Source organism: Oceanisphaera marina, assembly GCF_014643915.1.
Classification (GTDB): Bacteria; Pseudomonadota; Gammaproteobacteria; order Enterobacterales; family Aeromonadaceae; genus Oceanimonas; species Oceanimonas marina.
On the sequence record NZ_BMKE01000033.1, the window covers coordinates 1 to 17,987 of the forward strand.

13 protein-coding genes, 1 pseudogene and 1 riboswitch are annotated in these 17,987 nt (G+C 50.6%); of the genes and pseudogenes, 8 read left to right on the top strand and 6 right to left on the bottom strand.

What is annotated here, in order from left to right; all coding sequences use genetic code 11:
* Positions 1 to 400 (top strand): annotated as a pseudogene (locus tag IEW52_RS14435) (transposase); the annotation flags it as partial.
* Positions 401 to 980: 580 nt separating this feature from the next.
* Complete coding sequence (locus tag IEW52_RS14440) at positions 981 to 1,202, top strand: DUF3820 family protein (RefSeq protein ID WP_268236673.1); 222 nt, start codon at positions 981 to 983, stop codon at positions 1,200 to 1,202.
* A gap of 81 nt (positions 1,203 to 1,283) precedes the next feature.
* On the opposite strand, the gene IEW52_RS14445 is transcribed toward IEW52_RS14440, so the two are convergent.
* Entirely contained in the window at positions 1,284 to 1,694 is a 411-nt protein-coding gene (locus IEW52_RS14445) for an H-NS family histone-like protein (protein ID WP_188630787.1), read from the bottom strand.
* Between the two features lie 427 nt (positions 1,695 to 2,121).
* Positions 2,122 to 2,295: riboswitch (Lysine riboswitch) on the top strand.
* A gap of 73 nt (positions 2,296 to 2,368) precedes the next feature.
* On the opposite strand from IEW52_RS14445, the gene IEW52_RS14450 reads away from it, so the two are divergent.
* Entirely contained in the window at positions 2,369 to 3,928 is a 1,560-nt protein-coding gene (locus IEW52_RS14450; RefSeq protein WP_188630788.1) for a Na+/H+ antiporter NhaC family protein, read from the top strand.
* A 77-nt stretch (positions 3,929 to 4,005) separates the two neighbouring features.
* Here IEW52_RS14450 and IEW52_RS14455 read toward each other — a convergent pair whose 3' ends face one another.
* From IEW52_RS14455 to IEW52_RS14475, 5 genes are all read right to left on the bottom strand, one after another.
* Positions 4,006 to 5,220 (bottom strand): EAL and HDOD domain-containing protein, encoded by a 1,215-nt coding sequence (locus tag IEW52_RS14455; protein ID WP_188630789.1) that lies wholly within the window; start codon positions 5,218 to 5,220, stop codon positions 4,006 to 4,008.
* A 118-nt stretch (positions 5,221 to 5,338) separates the two neighbouring features.
* Positions 5,339 to 6,667, bottom strand: coding sequence for an outer membrane protein transport protein (locus tag IEW52_RS14460; protein ID WP_188630790.1), 1,329 nt, complete (start codon positions 6,665 to 6,667; stop codon positions 5,339 to 5,341).
* 166 nt (positions 6,668 to 6,833) lie between these two features.
* Positions 6,834 to 8,306, bottom strand: coding sequence for a sodium/proline symporter PutP (gene putP / locus IEW52_RS14465; RefSeq protein ID WP_188630791.1), 1,473 nt, complete (start codon positions 8,304 to 8,306; stop codon positions 6,834 to 6,836).
* 324 nt (positions 8,307 to 8,630) lie between these two features.
* Entirely contained in the window at positions 8,631 to 9,359 is a 729-nt protein-coding gene (locus IEW52_RS14470) for a DUF3379 family protein (RefSeq protein ID WP_188630792.1), read from the bottom strand.
* Positions 9,352 to 9,867, bottom strand: coding sequence for a sigma-70 family RNA polymerase sigma factor (locus IEW52_RS14475; RefSeq protein WP_229667972.1), 516 nt, complete (start codon positions 9,865 to 9,867; stop codon positions 9,352 to 9,354). Before IEW52_RS14475 ends, IEW52_RS14470 begins: the two co-directional genes overlap by 8 nt.
* A 337-nt stretch (positions 9,868 to 10,204) precedes the next feature.
* Here IEW52_RS14475 and fadI point away from each other — a divergent pair, with 337 nt between their 5' ends.
* The 5 genes from fadI to hemH all read left to right on the top strand — a co-directional run bounded on the left by fadI (position 10,205) and on the right by hemH (position 17,783).
* Positions 10,205 to 11,518 (top strand): acetyl-CoA C-acyltransferase FadI, encoded by a 1,314-nt coding sequence (gene fadI / locus IEW52_RS14480; protein ID WP_188630794.1) that lies wholly within the window; start codon positions 10,205 to 10,207, stop codon positions 11,516 to 11,518.
* On the top strand, positions 11,515 to 13,674 hold the full coding sequence (gene fadJ, locus IEW52_RS14485; RefSeq protein ID WP_188630795.1) for a fatty acid oxidation complex subunit alpha FadJ: 2,160 nt from the start codon (positions 11,515 to 11,517) through the stop codon (positions 13,672 to 13,674). The genes fadI and fadJ overlap by 4 nt, the downstream gene beginning before the upstream one ends.
* A gap of 158 nt (positions 13,675 to 13,832) precedes the next feature.
* Complete coding sequence (gene htpG, locus IEW52_RS14490; RefSeq protein WP_188630796.1) at positions 13,833 to 15,749, top strand: molecular chaperone HtpG; 1,917 nt, start codon at positions 13,833 to 13,835, stop codon at positions 15,747 to 15,749.
* A 338-nt stretch (positions 15,750 to 16,087) separates the two neighbouring features.
* On the top strand, positions 16,088 to 16,732 hold the full coding sequence (adk, locus tag IEW52_RS14495; RefSeq protein ID WP_188630797.1) for an adenylate kinase: 645 nt from the start codon (positions 16,088 to 16,090) through the stop codon (positions 16,730 to 16,732).
* An 82-nt stretch (positions 16,733 to 16,814) separates the two neighbouring features.
* Positions 16,815 to 17,783 (top strand): ferrochelatase, encoded by a 969-nt coding sequence (gene hemH, locus IEW52_RS14500; protein ID WP_229667973.1) that lies wholly within the window; start codon positions 16,815 to 16,817, stop codon positions 17,781 to 17,783.
* Positions 17,784 to 17,987 lie beyond the last annotated feature (204 nt).

Genomic DNA, 17,987 nt, shown 5'->3' on the forward strand with positions numbered 1-17,987 from the left:
GAACCAGGTATGGACCTGGGACATTAGTTATTGTCCCTCAGCTGTGCGTGGTCAGCACTGGTACCTGTACCTGATCATGGACATCTACAGTCGCAAGATCATCGCCTGGGAAGTCCATGAGACTGAATCCGGTGAGCTGGCTAAACAGTTAGTTGAGCGCGCCCTGTTGCGGGAAGGCTGCTGGCATCATCCACCGGTGTTGCACTCCGATAATGGCGCGCCGATGACGTCTTACACACTCAAGGCGCGGTTGGCTGAACTTGGCATGCTGATGTCTCACAGTCGACCGAGAGTCAGCAATGATAATCCCTACTCGGAGTCGCTGTTCCGGACCGTCAAATATTGCCCGGAGTGGCCTTCAAAGGGCTTTGCCTCACTGGACACCGTGCGTGACTGGATGCNCAACCCTGGGAAATTGCAGGAAGTTGAGAGAAATAAACTGGCTGTTTAAAAGCAGTTAGTTGGACAACTGGGTTGAAAAATGCCGAGGCTGTCAATTTATATTGGAATAGATTGGCAGCCTCCCATACAGCTCCCACCAGATTGTATGCTTGTTGAACCTCTAAGCGGTATGACAAGAATATCCCTATCAAGTATATTCCCTCATTGAAGCCACAAAGAAACGCAAAGCGTCCCGGGCGCTTATAAATAGCTATCTGAGCATGACTTGAGCTATTTGCTTTGTGTGCCATTAAAGTAGAGTAGCAAGGCCCAAGGCCTGTTTTACGCTCCTGCTATCAGTCAAGGCTCTGCAAGCTTTATAAAAACCTTGATAGAGATTTGTCTGAAGAGGAGTGCATAACCACCAATGATAGAAATCATCCAGTCTGTTAGCATTGTTTCAGCATACAGGCAGTGCCGACGCTCTGACAAATGGTCCTGCATGCATAGCCTTGATACATGATATGAACAAGTCGAATGTCCGAGCTGTAACAGCTATATATTATATCTTTCTGCCACCGGATTTTAAGGAATAGAAAGTGAGTCTAGCCAGTAGTGAGCTGTTTGATATTATCAACAAGCCCATGCCGTTTGGTAAATATGCGGGGCAACCGTTACTCAAGTTACCTATGGCATATTTGTGTTGGTTTGAACGAAAAGGCTGGCCGGAAGGGGGGCTGGGAACAGAATTGGCGTTGGTCTATGAGCTTAAACTCAATGGGGTAGACTTACCCTTGTATCAATTGCTGGGTCAGGCTTGATGAGGTGCGTCACTCGGTATAGTGAAAGTAATAAAAGGGCCATATGGCCCTTTTATTAATATCAAACAATATGCTTGATGCTTACTGTTTAATCAAAAAGTCTTCCATGGTTTTCTCGCCACTTTCGATGGCATTCTTGATCGGCGTTGGCTTGCGACCCTGGCCAGTCCAGGTTTTATATTCATTGTTTTCATCATAAAATTCATACTTGGCAGGGCGCTTGCTGCGAGGTGCGCTCGCCTTCTTGGCAGGCTCTGCAAGTTCCAGCAAATCACTTAGATCAATGCCGTCAGCGGCCATCTGGTCCATGTATTCTTTAAGCTTGCGTTCACGCTCTTGGGCTGCAGCCTGTTCGGCGGCTTTTGTTTCGCGCTGCTCATCAATAACAGTGGTCAGCTTTGATAACGCTTCTTCCATTTGATCAAGAGTCAAATCACGTGTTGCTGCACGCAAGCTACGAATGTTAAGCAGGGTTTTCAAAAAGTCAGTCATCGCATCCACCTAGGGTAATATATTTTTTATGTCTTAAATTTACAGCTTCATATTAAATCTAGCAAGTTAATTACTGAAAACTTTTTCAATAGTGAGTAATTCTCTCCCGGAAGACGGGAAGTCACTAATATAGCTTTGCATTTTGCGAGTGCTAATTGCCGTTTAAAAATTATAGCCGTTTCTTCATTAATAACTACATCGTAACCATAATATAAAGTCTTGATTGTTGATCATTAAGACAAGACTGTAATCCAGACTCATTTGACCTGTATGGTTGAATTTAAAGCAAAAAAAGTGCATGTTTTGTTCGCAATACATGCAATGAACGCTTGGATATATCCCTGTAAAGATGATTTTATCACCTATATGGCGTCTTTTCGGCTAAATATGTTGATTTTTGTCGCTCTGGCAGTAAAATCCCCCAACTTACCTGCGTGGAGGTGCGTAACTTATCAGTAGATCAGCTCAGGGTGATGCCGTTTATTCTGATCGAAAGGAAGTTATGCCGAAGTCTTGTTATCCATCCAATAGCAAGGCTGGGATCGGTACCGAAAGGGCCGATACTGTCATGAATATATATTCATGGTGCGCTATTGCTGGGAAAGAGAAGACGACTTTTCAATCGGCCTCCTGCTCCTGGTAGTTTTGTTGACAACTCAGATACAGGTGCCGACGTGGAACTACACCCCTTTATTCAAAGTTATTGGTCTTTATTGCCCCCCTTGCTCGCTATTTTATTGGCAATCACAACTCGCCGTGTGCTGTTATCCTTAGGCTTGGGGATTATTCTTGCCACCCTGTTATTGCAGCAATTTAATCCTGTTACTGCGATTACCCACTTGGCGGGTAAAGTCTCTGCATTGTTCTGGTCCGATAATGCAGTGAATGAATGGAACGTGAACATACTGCTCTTTTTGCTGTTATTAGGCTGCATTATCAGTATGTTGAGTCGGGTTGGTGCCACTTTGGCATTTGCCGAGTGGGCACAACGCCGTATCAAAAACAGACGACAAGCCAAGGTAATGACGGGGTTGTTGGTGTTTGTTTTCTTTATTGATGATTATTTTCACAGCTTGTCGGTCGGTACCATTTGTCGACCGGTAACCGACCGCTTTAATATTTCCCGCGCCAAGTTGGCCTATTTGCTGGATTCTACGGCGGCTCCAATTTGTGTCTTGATGCCGGTTTCTTCCTGGGGCGCCTACATCATTGCCCTGGTCGGTGGTATTCTGGCCAGCCATGGCTTAACGGGTCACAGCGCACTGGGAGCTTTTCTGGTGATGGGCAGCATGAACTTTTATGCTGTATTTACGTTGCTGATGGTGTTGCTGGTCATTAAAGGCGGCTGGGACCTCGGCGCAATGGCTCGCCATGAGCAGAATGCGCTGGCAGGCGAGCTGTTTGATAGCAACAAAGGCACACCGCCCGGCGTGACCGATACCCATGCGAAAGCAGGGCGAGTGAGCGATTTATTACTGGCTATCGGCACTCTTACTCTGGTAACAGTGGCAGCCTTGCTGCTGACAGGCGCACAGGCGTTATCCGAAAGCCAGGCTGCTTTCAGTCTGTTGGCAGCCCTTGAAAATACCAATGTAGGGCGTTCTTTGGTTTTCGGTGGGGTGGCCGGACTACTGGTATGTACCTATGCGATGCTTAAGCATCGAGTGAGTGCCGTAGACTGGCTGCATACGTTGAGTGTGGGTATCAAAGGTATGTTGCCTGCCATTTATATCTTGCTGTTTGCCTGGACCATTGCCGGCCTGATTGGCGAGTTGAAAACGGGCCAGTATCTTGCGTCTTTGGTACAGCAAAGTATTCCCTTGTTCATGCTTCCGGCGATTTTGTTTTTATTGGCCGGTATTATGGCTTTTGCCACCGGCACCAGCTGGGGAACCTTCGGTATCATGCTGCCTATTGCTGCAGACATGACAATGGCGATTGATGCCCAGCTGTTGCTACCGGGCATGTCTGCGGTCATGGCAGGCGCCGTGTTTGGCGATCATTGCTCTCCTATTTCCGACACCACCATTTTGTCGTCAACGGGGGCGTCCTGCCATCATATTGATCATGTGATCACTCAGTTGCCTTATGCCCTGTCTATTGCCGTCGTGAGCATTATTGGCTACCTGGCGCTCGGCTATACTGCTTCGGTCGTTATCGGGCTCGCGGCAGCGATGGCCGGCTTTATACTGGTATTGGCCACCTGGCGCTGGCAACAGCGGCGCAGTCTGTAAAGACAGCGTCTAAATCAAAAAAAGCCCCGCATCCATGGATACGGGGCTTTTTTAGTGCGCTCAATTTGCCTGGGAGGCTATTTTAAAATCAGATGCTTGCTCCACAATATGGCTTCTTCATAAAAGCGGTTACTGTCTTCTTCGCTGACGTGAACAAAATCCAGTCGTTGTTGCAGCATCGGCCAGTTTGCTTGCTCATGATCCTGCATGACGCCCATTAAAAAGCCTAGTTGTCCTTTTTGTTCCAGCAAGGCTTGCTGCACGGGCTCACTCACAGATAAATGAGGCAGTATCTCGATCATGGGTCTTTCCAGCAACGCATCCAGCAATGAAAACAGGCCACAAATAAAGGCATCGTCCTGCAGGCTTGGGCATACCTTTGCTGCCAGCAACTCGCACCATCTGGCTCGGATCATCGACAGATTATACAGCTCGATATTTTTATTCTTGCTGATATAAGCCGTCATCATCAGGGCAGTAAAGCGCTTTAGTTGCTGATGACCGAGAAATACGATGGCATTACGCAGGTTATCGATATTTTGCTGCCTGTAGCCGATATGCAAGCTGTTTACATAGCGCAATAAGTAATAAGACAGCGACAGATCTCGACTGAATAGCGCAGTGAGCTTGTTGTAATCGATCTCTTTATCATTGATAGCAGAGAGTAACTCGAAGGCGGTCATTTCGTCTGTGGTTAAAATGCGGCGGCTGATCACCTGTGGCTGTTGAAAATAGTACCCCTGAAAAAACTCGAATCCGGCTTCTTGGGCGGCAATGAACTCTTGCTGCGTTTCTACTTTTTCGGCAATAAAGCGGATATGAGGGTAGGGTTGGGAACCCTTGATGATGCGGCTGCAATCAGCGATGGAAATCTGACGTAAATCGAGTTTGATAAAATCGATAAAAGGAAAAAATTTTTCCCATTCCTTATTGGGAGTATAATCATCCAATGCCATGCTAAACCCTGATTTTTTCAGCAGTTTAACGCTGTCCAGCAAGGCTTGATCGGGCGTTGCATTTTCTAGAATTTCAATCACCAGCTGCTGAGGTTGGAAGGTGTCGGTCATGCCTTCCCGTAGCAGTGAGTCGGGAAAATTAATGAAGCAGAGCGATTCGCCTACCAGGTCTTCAATTTTTTGGCTTAAAAACTGTTCGGCCATCAAGCGGCGTGTGGCCAGCTCTGCCTCCATCTGCGGAAAGCGATTTTCGAGGCTGGTACGAAATAACAGCTCATATCCCAGCGGTTTACCTGTACCGTCCAGGATAGCTTGCCTGGCTACAAAACAATGCATAATGGTCCCGAACAAGAATAATAACCGGGCAATATACAGTATTGTGTTTGGATAAACAAAGTGAATAAAAAGCGCCCAACAGGGCGCTTGAATAAAGAAGTAACACAGTGATGTTGGCTTAAAAAGCGTAGTTCATCTGTAAACCGAATAAATAAGCATCGCCGCCTGAGTTAAATTCAAAGGGAGCTTCCTTTACATCGACTTTCTTGCCATCGAGGAAGGCAAAGCCAGCATCTACGCTTAGATTCTGGTTGTGAGCGTAGGTCGCACCCAGGGTGTACCAAGTGCGGTCTACGTCCGGAATCGAAATAGAGCGTGCTTCTTCTGGTACTGGCGATTTATCGTAAGCCAGGCCACCACGCAGGGTCCACTGATCGTTCAGCTGATGGGTAGCGCCCACACTGATACGCCAGCTATTATCGAAGCCTTCATCTTTTTGGAATAGCTCATTTCCTTGTGGGCTAACGGCTTTCAGTTCTTTAAAGCTGCTCCATTCGGTCCACATAATGCCGTAATGCACTGCCCAGTCCGGTTGAACCTGATGAAAGCCAGAGACTTCGGCGATGGCGGGTAGGGTTAAATCTAGTGAGCCAGCTACTGAACGACCGCTTGTTCCCAGTGGGAGCCCAGGCTGCAGTGGTTGACCAATCGCCGGTAAAGCACTGGAGTAATTTCCTTCCAGTTTTAAATCGACTTCAGAACGATAAGTTACTGCCCAGCGGTTATTCCCATCGGCCTCTAGCAATACCCCAATATTCCAGCCATAGCCCCAATCATCACCTTCCAGGCGAACAAATTCAGAGCCAGGAGACAGTGAGGTAGCAAAAGGAGCACCATTTGTGGCTTGGTTGATTTGTCCCGATAAAATGCCGGAATGTCTAATCAACTCCGCATCTGCATATACCGCATTAAAGCCAGCGCCTAGTGATATATGCTCGTTGGCTTTAAAAGCGACGCTGGGGTTGAAGTTTAAGGTTTTAAGAGCCGTTTTGCCGGCAACCGGACCGGCGTAATGATTATCTTGATAGGTGGTTGATAAACCATAGTTGGTAAAGGCGCCAAAGCCCACCGCCCATTGTTCGTTAAGGGGCCGTATATAATAGAAGAAGGGCACCACCGCATCGTCGGCGATATCGTCCGACTGTGTCGGCAGGTTTCTGCTGGCAGCTGCGCCAGCCTGCGCAGTAGTTGGCTTACCTTCCACGTCCACTTCCGGATTAATGTAAATGGCACCACCAGATAGCGCGGGGCGATCAAACAGCGTCATGGCGGCGGGGTTGCGTCCCAGTACCGAGGCATTGTCACCAATGGCGCCTTCACCGGCATATGCACGGCCCAGGCCGGTTGCGTTTTGTTCTGCCAATTGAAAAGCGGCAGCGTGAACTTGACCGGCAGCCAAGGCGATGGACGCGGCAAGCAGGGACAGCTTCAATGTTTTTTGGCTCATGAAAGACTCTCTCATCAGTTTGGTATTGGTTGGGCGCCACACGGCTAGCGCAAGGGCAATGTGATGAAATCTTACCCACTTGCAGCATAAGAAGATGTAACGGAAAAGTAAAACGCTTGTTTGATAAAAGGAGCCTTTCAGCTCCTTTTGTGAGGTTGGTCAAATATTAGAGCTCAGACTCCATTCGTCTGAAGCCCAACACCACGGTTTTACTGGGAGGTGTGCCTTGGCGGCTGATAAAGATGCAGGCCAGGGTACTGATAATGAACCCCGGCACGATTTCGTAAAGGTCAAACAAGCCAAAAGGCCCGCCTTCCAGCTGCTTCCAACCAATGACGGTTAACGCGCCCAATACGATACCGGCCAAGGCCCCGTTGCGGGTGAGACGTGACCAATAAAGAGAGATAATAATCACTGGGCCAAAAGCGGCACCAAAACCCGCCCAGGCATAACTCACCAGCTCCAGTACCGAAGATTCGGGATTGAGCGCAATTAACATTGAGCATACCGCGACCGCTAATACGGCAAAACGGCCTACCCACACCAGCTCGTTATCGTGAGCCGTTGGGCGAAACCAGCGCTTGTAAAAGTCTTCGGTAATGGCAGAAGAGCACACCAGCAATTGCGAATCTATGGTGCTCATGATGGCGGACATGATGGCAGCAATCAGTAAACCGGCCACCCAGGGGTTGAATACCGCATTGGCCAGCCCCAGAAACACGGTTTCCGGATTATCGAGGGGGGCATCAACAAAATAAACAGCCCCGGCCAGGCCTACGCCAACCGAGCCAATAAGTGACAGTACCATCCAGCTCATGGCGATGCGGCGTGATAAGGGAACCGACTTGGGGGAGTCAATGGCCATAAAGCGCGCCAGAATATGGGGTTGACCAAAATAACCCAACCCCCAGGCGAGCAGACTCAAACCGCTGAGCAGCGAAAAGTCATGAAAAACGTCCAGCTTGGCGGCATCCATGCCATCAAGCGTGGTCAGAGTCTGGTCGATACCGCCCAATTCATTCATCACTGCCCACGGCAGCGCAATCAGCGCCAGCAACATCAATATACCCTGGAAAAAGTCGGTCCATGAAACCGCTAAAAAGCCACCGACAAAGGTATAGGCCACAATCACGCCACCACCGAGTAGCAAGGCGGTGATATAAGGTAGCCCGAACACTTTTTCGAATAAAATAGCGCCGCCGACCAGGCCGGATGCGGTGTAAAAAACGAAAAATACCAAAATAGTGACGGCAGAAATAACCCGGATCAGACCACTGTGATCGGCCAGCCGATTTTCCAGAAAGTCGGGCAGTGTCAGCGAGTCATTGGCCTGCTCTGTATATACCCGCAGCCGCTTGGCGACAAACAGCCAGTTAAGCCAGGCGCCAATCACCAGGCCAATACCAATCCAGGCCTGGTTGACGCCAGAAAGGTAAACGGCACCGGGCAGGCCGAGTAGCAGCCAGCCACTCATGTCCGAGGCGCCTACACTTAATGCAGCGACACCGGGGCCCAGGCGACGGCCACCTAAAATATAATCGCTTAGCGAGCTGGTGGCTTTATAAGCCACCACGCCAATCAGCATGGTGAGCACTAAATAGCCAACAAAGGTTATTAAAATAGGGAGTTCTATGGTCATAGCGGGTTCCTGTTGTTCCGAACAGCGTGTTCGCTTCCATGTGGATGAAGCAATAATATGCAAGCACGATGACAAGTCGGCTGGATCTTACCTCATAAAATCGAAGATCTCTCGACAACTATAACCTTATGACTTAATTGGATAAGAAGCGAACAGCGGATATGCCAGACCAGCCAAAAATTCGCCATTTAGCCGCTGTTTTTTGACACAGAGGCACAAAAGAGCCGAGCGGATCTTCCGTCTCGGCTCTTTCACTGCAATACGTCATTCAGAATCTCAGGTGTTTATACGCATGATGTTCACCCGATAAAACGTACCGCTTTTTTATATCGCTCTTTCCAGTGAGGATTCTATCTTGCTGACCATTTTTTCCACATCTTCCTGTTTTTCGCTCACCACCACCAGTCGATTGAGATTCATGCCAATGACTTCACCATGATATTGATCATCGGAGAAACGGCTGACCAGTTGCAGAGCACGGTCGGCGGGTACCAGAAACACATTTACGCGGCCATGTTCTCCTTGAATAATCAGATGCGCAGCCGGACCACCGGCAAACAGACAATGATTGGCGTAATAGACTTTGCCAATATCGGTCATATTTTTAAACTGAGTGCCATAAGGCCTGAGCTTGGCATTGACTGCCGTCAGCGTTACCTGTTCATCTACGGCCTCGGTAAAAGACGACTCCAGCCGCACGTGTTCCATGGCTACCTGGTCCACCGCCGGATAAGGAATATCAAGGCCGGGAGTAAAAGTTAAAAAGCGGGTAGAAAAACCCAGCACAAAGGTGACAGAGGCAGCCACGGCCAAATGACGCCAGCCAAAGTGTGTGGCGTTATCGGTTTTTGGAGAGACATTGTTTAACAGCAGCTTGTTGGCCAGGGTGTCGGGTACCTGTTCATGCAAGGCATTACCCAGTTGCTGATCGAAGCGTTTAAGATCCTGCACAAACTGTTGGTTACCGGCATTGGCACCTGAGGCCGAAATAAAATCGGCACTTTTATCATGAGGGTTCGCGTAGGCCCTGCGTCTGAATTCCAGCTCATCCATTGTGTTGGCCTCGTGCTGTTATGTCTTTGTCCATTGCCTCTTTCAGCTTGTTTCGCGCTCTAAAAAGGCGGGTCATCACGGTATTTTTATTCAATTCCAATATCTCGGCTATTTCTTCGCCACTAAAGCCACCCAATACCTGTAACAACAAGGGTTCACGATACTCTACTGCCAGCTCGGCAATGTGTCGGCGTAACCACTCGTTTTCCATATCCTGCTCCAGGCCCAGGCTGTGCTTGTCGGGCACGGGTACTGTGTCTAAATCAACCAGGTCAAATTGCTTGCGTTCGAAACGGCGCGCATTTTCCCGGCGTAAAATGGTAATCAACCATGCCTTGGCCGCTTTTTCATCTTTCAGGCTGTCGAGTGACTTCCAGGCACGCAAAAATGTTTCCTGCACCAAGTCTTCGGCAACCTGACGGTCATGGCATAACCAAAACGCATAACGAAACAAATCGCCATGCAAGGCATACACCAGCACCTCATAGCGCTGCTGTTTTATTGCCATACTGTTAGAGACCGCAGCAGCTCGGGCCTTCTTTCGCCTGAGTAAAGAAATCATTAAATTCACCGTTAAATAGGGTGGCTTTATCGAGTTTACGCACTCTTAGAGCCTCGTGCGAGTATATAAAGATGCGGTTTATCTTAAATTATAGGCGTTGGTACTTGCGGCCTCATGCTTTGCATCGCGGTGGTGTCATATTTGAGCTGCCGCAGGGAGCATGTTTTCCCTGTGTTATTTCTTTGCTAGGATGTTGCGAGGTCTGACCTCTTGCATGTGTTGAATGGTTAGCCGATGCCCACATTACCCATGTTCACAAGTGATGCCTCATAAAGGAGCATACATGTTGCCAACAAACTCATTAACAACACACAAGGGTGATCGCATTGCCATTGTGTCGGGACTAAGAACTCCTTTTGCCCGCCAATCAACAGCCTTGCGTGGTATACCCGCATTGGAGCTGGGCACCATGGTGGTGAATGAATTGCTGGCACGCACCCCTATGGCCGCAGCCGAGGTGCAGCAGCTGGTATTTGGCCAGGTAATACAAATGCCAAAAGCCCCGAATATTGCCCGCGAAATTGTGCTGGCCAGCTCGTTGGCGGACCACACCGACGCTTATAGTGTAACTCGGGCCTGCGCCACCAGTTTTCAGGCGGTGTCGAGTTTGGCCGAGTCCATGCTGGCAGGGCAGGTGGAGGTAGGCATTGCTGGTGGTGCGGATTCTGCTTCGGTACTGCCCATTGGCGTGTCGGCACGTTTGGCAGAGGCATTACTGGATTTAAGCAAGGCCAGGACGATAAGTGCCAAATTTAGCATATTGCGCAAACTCAAGCTGAAAGACCTGGCTCCAGTGCCGCCCGCGGTCGCCGAGTATTCCACCGGCCTGACCATGGGCCAGACCGCCGAGCAAATGGCAAAAAGCCACGGTATTAGCCGTCAGGCACAAGACGAGTTGGCCCATCGGTCTCATCAGCTGGCCACCGACGCCTGGCAACAAGGACGACTGAGCGAACAGGTGATGGCCGCTTATGTGCCGCCTTTTAAAAGCGCATTCGAACAGGATAATAATATTCGCACCGAGTCGAGCCTGGCCGATTATGCCAAGCTGAAACCTGCCTTCGATCGCCGCCACGGCACCGTGACGGCCGCCAGCAGCACACCGCTGACCGATGGCGCCGCGGCCATATTAATGATAACCGAAAGTCGGGCCAAAGCATTGGGGTTGCAGCCACTGGGCTATTTACGCAGCTATGCCTATGCCGCCATTAGCGTACAGCACGACATGCTGCTGGGGCCGTCGTATGCCACGCCATTAGCGTTGGATAGAGCCGGCTGTACCCTGGCAGATATGGACTTGATTGATATGCACGAAGCCTTTGCCGCGCAGACTCTGGCCAATATAAAGATGTTTTCCAGCACCGAATTTGCCAAAAAGCAACTGAATAGAAGCCAGGCGATAGGTGACATAGACATGAGTAAATTCAACGTGCTGGGGGGATCTCTGGCTTATGGTCATCCGTTTGCCGCCACCGGCGCCCGCATGATCACGCAAACCCTGACCGAGCTTAACCGCCGTGGTGGTGGCTTGGCTCTGACCACTGCCTGTGCCGCCGGAGGCCTGGGCGTTGCTATGGTATTGGAGGCCGCGCAATGAATGATGTAACGAACGAAGCAGCGATTGAACAAGCAACTCAGTCTGCCTTTACGCTGCAGCTTCAAGACGATATTGGCATTATCACCATGGATGTGCCGGGCGAGCGCATGAACACACTGCGGGCCAGTTTTGTGGATGATATTCAGGCTTTGCTGGCAGACATCAAGGCCAGCAGTCACATCAAGGGGTTGGTACTGCGCTCGGGTAAACCCGACTCTTTTATTGCCGGTGCCGATGTTAATATGCTGGCCGCCTGCACCAGTGCGGAGCAGGCTCAAGCCCTGTCGAAAGCCGGGCAGGATATTTTCAATCAACTGGCGGCACTCGACATTCCCTTGATTGCTGCCATTCACGGTCCCTGTTTGGGGGGCGGGCTGGAGCTGGCGCTGGCTTGCCATGGTCGTGTATGCAGCGATCATGAAAAAACCCGCCTTGGTTTGCCTGAAGTGCAGCTGGGGCTGTTACCCGGTTCGGGCGGTACCCAGCGTCTACCCCGGTTGGTGGGGTTGACCAAATCACTGGATATGATGCTGACCGGTAAACAGTTACGCGCCAAACAGGCATTTAAAGCCGGCCTGGTCGACGACATGGTGCCGCACAGCATTTTACTCGACACCGCCATTGCGCTGGCGCGCGGTGGCAAGCCTGGCCATAAGCGTAAACGGGATATGAAAACCCTGGCGCTAGAGGCAAATCCACTGGGCAGAAAGCTGGTATTCGACAAGGCACTCAGTACCTTGCGGGCCAAAACCCGCGGTAAATATCCGGCGCCCGAAAAATTGCTTGAAGTCGTAAAAATCGGTTTTGAACAGGGCATGCATAAGGGACTGGCCGCGGAAGCCGAGGCCTTTGGTAAACTGGTAATGAGCCCCGAATCTGCAGCCTTGCGCCAGTTGTTTTTCGCCACCACCGAAATGAAAAAAGAAACCCAATGGCAAGGAGAAAGTCCAAATACATTGGCTCATATTGGTGTGCTGGGGGGAGGTTTGATGGGCGGCGGCATTGCCTTTGTGACCGCCATCAAGGCTGAATTACCGGTGCGCATCAAGGATATTTCCCATCAGGGTATTAATCAGGCCATGGCCAATGCCCATGGTCTGCTGGCCAGCAAGGTGCGTAAAAAGCAGTTGCGGCATACCGAAATGAAGCAGCAATTGGGGCGTATTACCGGCACCCTTGACTACAGTGGTTTCGAACGCGTCGATCTGGTGGTTGAGGCGGTATTTGAAGATCTGGACGTAAAACGGAACATGGTGGCCGAAGTAGAAGCGCATTGCCCTGAGCACGCGGTATTTGCCACCAATACCTCTTCGTTGCCTATTCATCAGATTGCCGAAGGGGCAGCAAGACCCGGGCAGATCCTGGGCCTGCATTATTTTAGCCCGGTAGATAAAATGCCGCTGGCAGAAATCATCCCTCACGCCGGTACCGATTCCGCCACTGTGGCCACGGCTCTTAAGCTGGCCCGCGCCCAGGGTAAAACCCCCATAGTGGTGCAAGACAGTGCCGGCTTTTATGTAAACCGCATTTTAGCGCCTTATCTGAACGAAGCCGCGCGGTTGCTGTTGGAGGGCGAGCCCATCGAGGCCATTGACAAGGCCCTGGTCGATTATGGGTTTCCGGTCGGGGCCATGACCTTGCTGGATGAAGTCGGCATAGATGTGGCTGCCAAAATATCGCCTATTCTCGAACGCGAGCTCGGCGAGCGTTTCAAGGCGCCTGACGCATTTGGCAAGTTGCTGGAAGATAATCGCCATGGCAAGAAAAATGGTCGTGGTTTTTATCGTTACGAGGCGGGCAGTCGTCATAAAAAGGGTAAGCCGGTGGATGAGAGTCTTTACCGACTGCTGGATATCAAGCCACAAAGTCGCCTGCCGGCTCAAGAGCTGGCCGAGCGCTGTGTGCTACTCATGCTAAACGAAGCAGCCATTACCCTGGATGAAGGCGTCATCGCCTCGGCGAGAGACGGTGATATAGGCGCGGTATTCGGCATCGGCTTTCCGCCCTTTGCCGGTGGACCTTTCTTTTATATGCATCAATTGGGCATCACGGCCGTGATTGACAAAATGGAAGAATATGCCCGTAAGTACGGCGAGCGCTTCACGCCCTGCGAGCCATTACGCCGCCTAGCGGCAGAAGGCGGGAGCTATTACTGAAAAAGCAGCTGCACGCGGTAAGTGCTCCGCGATAAGTTAACATCCAATCCCCAGCGTCGGGCAACTTGTTCGGCGCTGTTTTTTCTTCTGCCTCTTGAAATGCTGCACGCGACCCCCATCTTTTAGCTATAAGTCAAACCCAAGCAAGGAACATAACGATGTCAGAAGCTGTGCATACCGAAACCCATGGTTTTCAAACCGAAGTTAAACAACTGCTCAACCTGATGGCTCACAGCCTGTATTCCAATAAAGAAGTCTTCTTGCGCGAATTGGTGTCTAACGCTGCCGATGCCGCGGACAAGCTGCGCTTTAAAGCCCTGTCAGATAATGAACTGTATGAAAACGACGGCGAGCTGCGCGTACGACTGATACTGGATAAAGACAACAAGACGCTGACCATTTCCGATAACGGCATTGGTATGAGCCGGGACGAGGTGATCGAGCACCTGGGCACCATCGCCAAGTCGGGCACCAAATCGTTCTTTGGTCAGTTATCCGGCGATCAGGCGAAAGACTCGCAGTTGATTGGCCAGTTTGGTGTGGGCTTCTATTCTGCCTTTATTGTGGCCGACAAGGTGACGGTACTGAGCCGTGCCGCCGGCCAGTCGGCCGATCAGGGCGTGCAGTGGGAATCGGATGGTGATGGTAGTTTTACCGTTGCCGACATCAACAAGCCCGGCCGTGGTACCGACATTATTTTGCACCTGCGTGACAGCGAGCAGGAATTTCTGGATGACTGGCGCCTGCGCAGCATTATCGGTAAATATTCCGACCACATCAGCGTTGCCGTGGAAATGTGGAAGCAGGGCGAGCCCGAGCAAACCGACGAAGACGGCACTGTTACCTCACCGGCCACCGACGGTCAGTGGGAGCAGGTAAACAAGGCCACCGCGCTATGGACCCGTGCCAAAGGCGACATCAGCGACGAAGAATATCAGGAATTCTACAAGCATATTTCTCACGACTACCAGGATGCGCTGGCCTGGAGCCACAACAAGGTTGAAGGTAATCAGGAATATACCAGCTTGCTGTATGTGCCCGCCAAGGCACCGTTTGACATGTACAACCGCGACCAAAGTCACGGCCTCAAGCTGTATGTGCAGCGCGTGTTTGTCATGGATGACGCCGAGCAGTTTATGCCAACTTACCTGCGGTTTGTGAAAGGTGTACTCGACTCCAACGATCTGCCGCTGAACGTATCGCGCGAAATTCTGCAAGACAACAAAGTAACAGCGCAGCTGCGCAAAGCCTGCAGCAAGCGGGTGTTGTCGATGCTGGAACAGATGGCGAAGAATGATGCCGACAAATATCAGGGCTTCTGGAGCGAGTTTGGTAACGTGCTTAAAGAGGGCCCGGCAGAAGACTACGGCAACCGCGAACAAATTGCCGGTTTGCTGCGCTTCGCCAGTACTCATAACGACAGCGATGCGCAAACCGTGTCACTGGAGAATTATCTTGAGCGCATGAAAGAAGGCCAGGATAAGATCTATTACATTACTGCCGATAGCTTTGCTGCCGCCAACCACAGCCCGCACTTGGAAATCTTCCGTAAAAAAGGCATTGAAGTGCTGCTGATGTGGGAGCGCGTGGACGAATGGCTGATGAGCCACCTGAACGAGTTTAAAGACAAGCAGTTTGTGTCTGTGACCAAGGGTGAGCTGGATCTGGGTGATCTGGACGACGAAGAAACCAAAAAAGCCCAGGAAGAAGCCAACGAAGCGCTGGCTCCTTTGCTGGAGCGAGTAAAAACGGCACTGGATGCGGATATCAAGGAAGTACGACTGACCCATCGTCTGACCAATACCCCATCTTGTGTGGTCGCCGACGAGCACGACATGAGCACCCAGATGATCAAGCTGATGCGTTCGGCAGGCCAGCCGGTACCGGAGCAAAAGTACATTCTGGAGCTTAATCCCGAGCATACGCTGGTGAAAAAACTCGATACCATCGCAGAAGGCGAGCAGTTTACCGAGTGGTGTCAGCTGCTGCTTGAACAGGCTCAACTGGCCGAGCAGGGCGGATTGAAAGATCCTGCTGCTTTCGTGGCCCGCGTAAACCGCCTGTTGTTAAGCTAATCATATTGAGCGAATAATCGTTAAACTCATCACAGTCAGCTTGACGACGCACACAGAGTAATGCTCTAAAACCCGGCCCAGTGCCGGGTTTTTATGATCTATCGCCCTGTGGTATCCCGCTCTGCTGTATCGGCGAATCCTCTTTGCAAAGATAAAGATCGGACGATAAAGCAGGGTCTGTGATTATCCTGGCTGATCGCTTATAGCTGACGGCTTTCAGCGGTATTTTCTCATCAATAAGTCTAACTAGGCTGCGCTGTTACTTGTCCCCGTGGCGGTGTCGTGACACAATTGCGACCCAAATTCTGAATATAATTAATCAAGAAGAGGACGCTGTTATGCGCATCGTTTTGTTGGGAGCTCCCGGCGCGGGCAAAGGAACGCAGGCTCAGTTCATTATGGAGAAGTTCGGGATTCCACAAATCTCCACAGGTGACATGCTGCGTGCGGCGATTAAAGCCGGTACTCCGCTTGGTTTAAAGGCCAAAGAAGTCATGGATCAGGGGCAGTTGGTGTCTGATGACTTGATTATTGGCCTGGTGAAAGAACGTATTAGCCAGGATGACTGCGCTAAGGGATTCTTGCTTGATGGTTTTCCACGTACCATTCCTCAAGCCGACGCCATGAAAGATGCCGGTGTAACGGTCGACTATGTACTTGAATTTGCCGTGCCAGACGAAGAGATCGTCAAGCGCATGAGCGGTCGCCGGGTACACCCGGGCTCTGGCCGGGTATATCACCTGATTTACAATCCGCCCAAGGTGGAAGGTAAGGATGATGTAACCGGTGAAGAGCTGGCTATTCGTGTTGATGATGAAGAAAGCACAGTGCGTAAGCGCCTGAATGTTTATCATGAGCAAACTGCCCCCTTGATTGATTACTACAAGCAGGCTGCGGCCGACAGTGATACCCAACATCATAAAATTGACGGTACTCAATCTGTTGAAGCCATCAACCAGCAGCTGGCTACTATTCTGTCTTGATTGTTTTGCATCTCTACCGAGCGCCTTCTGCGCTCGGTTTTTTATTCTGCTTACATTCCGTTCTTAAAATATGGGTAACAAAGTGAAAACAGGTGTTTTACTGGTTAACCTGGGGACTCCCGCGGCGCCTACGGCAAAGGCGGTGAGAACCTTTCTCGCGCAGTTTTTACACGATCGTCGTGTGGTCGACTTAACTCGCTGGTTATGGTGCCCTATATTACACGGCGTGATTCTGCCATTTCGTTCTCCCAAGGTGGCCAAACTTTATCAATCTGTCTGGTGGGAAGAAGGATCACCGCTCATGGTGGTGAGTCGTCGTCAGCAGGCAGCCCTTAGCGCAGCATTGCAAGCCGCCGGCATTGATATGCCCGTTGCGCTGGGCATGAGCTATGGGGAGCCGTCTATTGACTCTGCCTGGCAGGAGCTAAAAGCAGCCGGAGTGGATCGGGTTATCATACTGCCTTTGTATCCTCAGTATTCGGTAAGCACCACAGCTTCTGTATTCGACAGTTGGGCCCGGCTGATGAAGCAGGAACGGCGTCTGCCCGCGTTTCGTTTTATTCGGGATTATCATGACAACCATGGCTATATTCGCGCCTTGGCCGAGTCGGTACGTGCCAGCTGGCAAGAGCACGGGCAAACCGATTTATTGCTGTTGTCTTATCACGGTATTCCCAAGCGTTTTGAAAATCAGGGTGATCCCTATGGCCACCAGTGCCATCGCACTTCTGAGTTGCTGGCCGCCGAGCTGGGCCTGGAGCCGCATCAATGGCGTACTACCTTTCAATCGCGTTTTGGTCGCGAAGAATGGCTGCAGCCCTATACCGATGAAACCATGGCCAAGCTGCCCGCTGAAGGCATTAAAAACATCAGCGTGATTTGCCCGGCATTTTCGGCCGATTGCCTGGAAACACTGGAAGAAATTTCCAGCGAAAACAAAGCTTACTTTATGGAGTCGGGAGGTGAGACATATCACTATATTCCTGCGCTTAACGATAATCCGGAGCACATCCGCATGATGATGGATTTGGTCTGTCGCGAAATAGCGTAAACATAGCTTTAAGCGGCCAGCCTGTCTCTTAGTCACAAGTCGCTAGCAAGTAAATAATGCACAGAGCCAGCTCGGTATCCTCCTCCGACACGCTTCAAGCACTTATATGGACACCTCGCTTTCTGCAAGTGGGGTTTCTGTTATTTTGGGTAATCAGGATAAAACTGCATACGTATATTCGGCCTGTTTTGATGAGCAAATTTT

Excerpts from the sequence above, each read along its gene's own strand:
- IEW52_RS14445 (WP_188630787.1), bottom strand. The coding sequence starts at position 1,694 with ATGACTGACTTTTTGAAAACCCTGCTTAACATTCGTAGCTTGCGTGCA.
- IEW52_RS14455 (WP_188630789.1), bottom strand. The coding sequence starts at position 5,220 with ATGCATTGTTTTGTAGCCAGGCAAGCTATCCTGGACGGTACAGGTAAA.
- IEW52_RS14460 (WP_188630790.1), bottom strand. The coding sequence starts at position 6,667 with ATGAGCCAAAAAACATTGAAGCTGTCCCTGCTTGCCGCGTCCATCGCC.
- putP (WP_188630791.1), bottom strand. The coding sequence starts at position 8,306 with ATGACCATAGAACTCCCTATTTTAATAACCTTTGTTGGCTATTTAGTG.
- IEW52_RS14470 (WP_188630792.1), bottom strand. The coding sequence starts at position 9,359 with ATGGATGAGCTGGAATTCAGACGCAGGGCCTACGCGAACCCTCATGAT.
- IEW52_RS14475 (WP_229667972.1), bottom strand. The coding sequence starts at position 9,867 with ATGGCAATAAAACAGCAGCGCTATGAGGTGCTGGTGTATGCCTTGCAT.
- fadI (WP_188630794.1), top strand. The coding sequence starts at position 10,205 with ATGTTGCCAACAAACTCATTAACAACACACAAGGGTGATCGCATTGCC.
- fadJ (WP_188630795.1), top strand. The coding sequence starts at position 11,515 with ATGAATGATGTAACGAACGAAGCAGCGATTGAACAAGCAACTCAGTCT.
- htpG (WP_188630796.1), top strand. The coding sequence starts at position 13,833 with ATGTCAGAAGCTGTGCATACCGAAACCCATGGTTTTCAAACCGAAGTT.
- adk (WP_188630797.1), top strand. The coding sequence starts at position 16,088 with ATGCGCATCGTTTTGTTGGGAGCTCCCGGCGCGGGCAAAGGAACGCAG.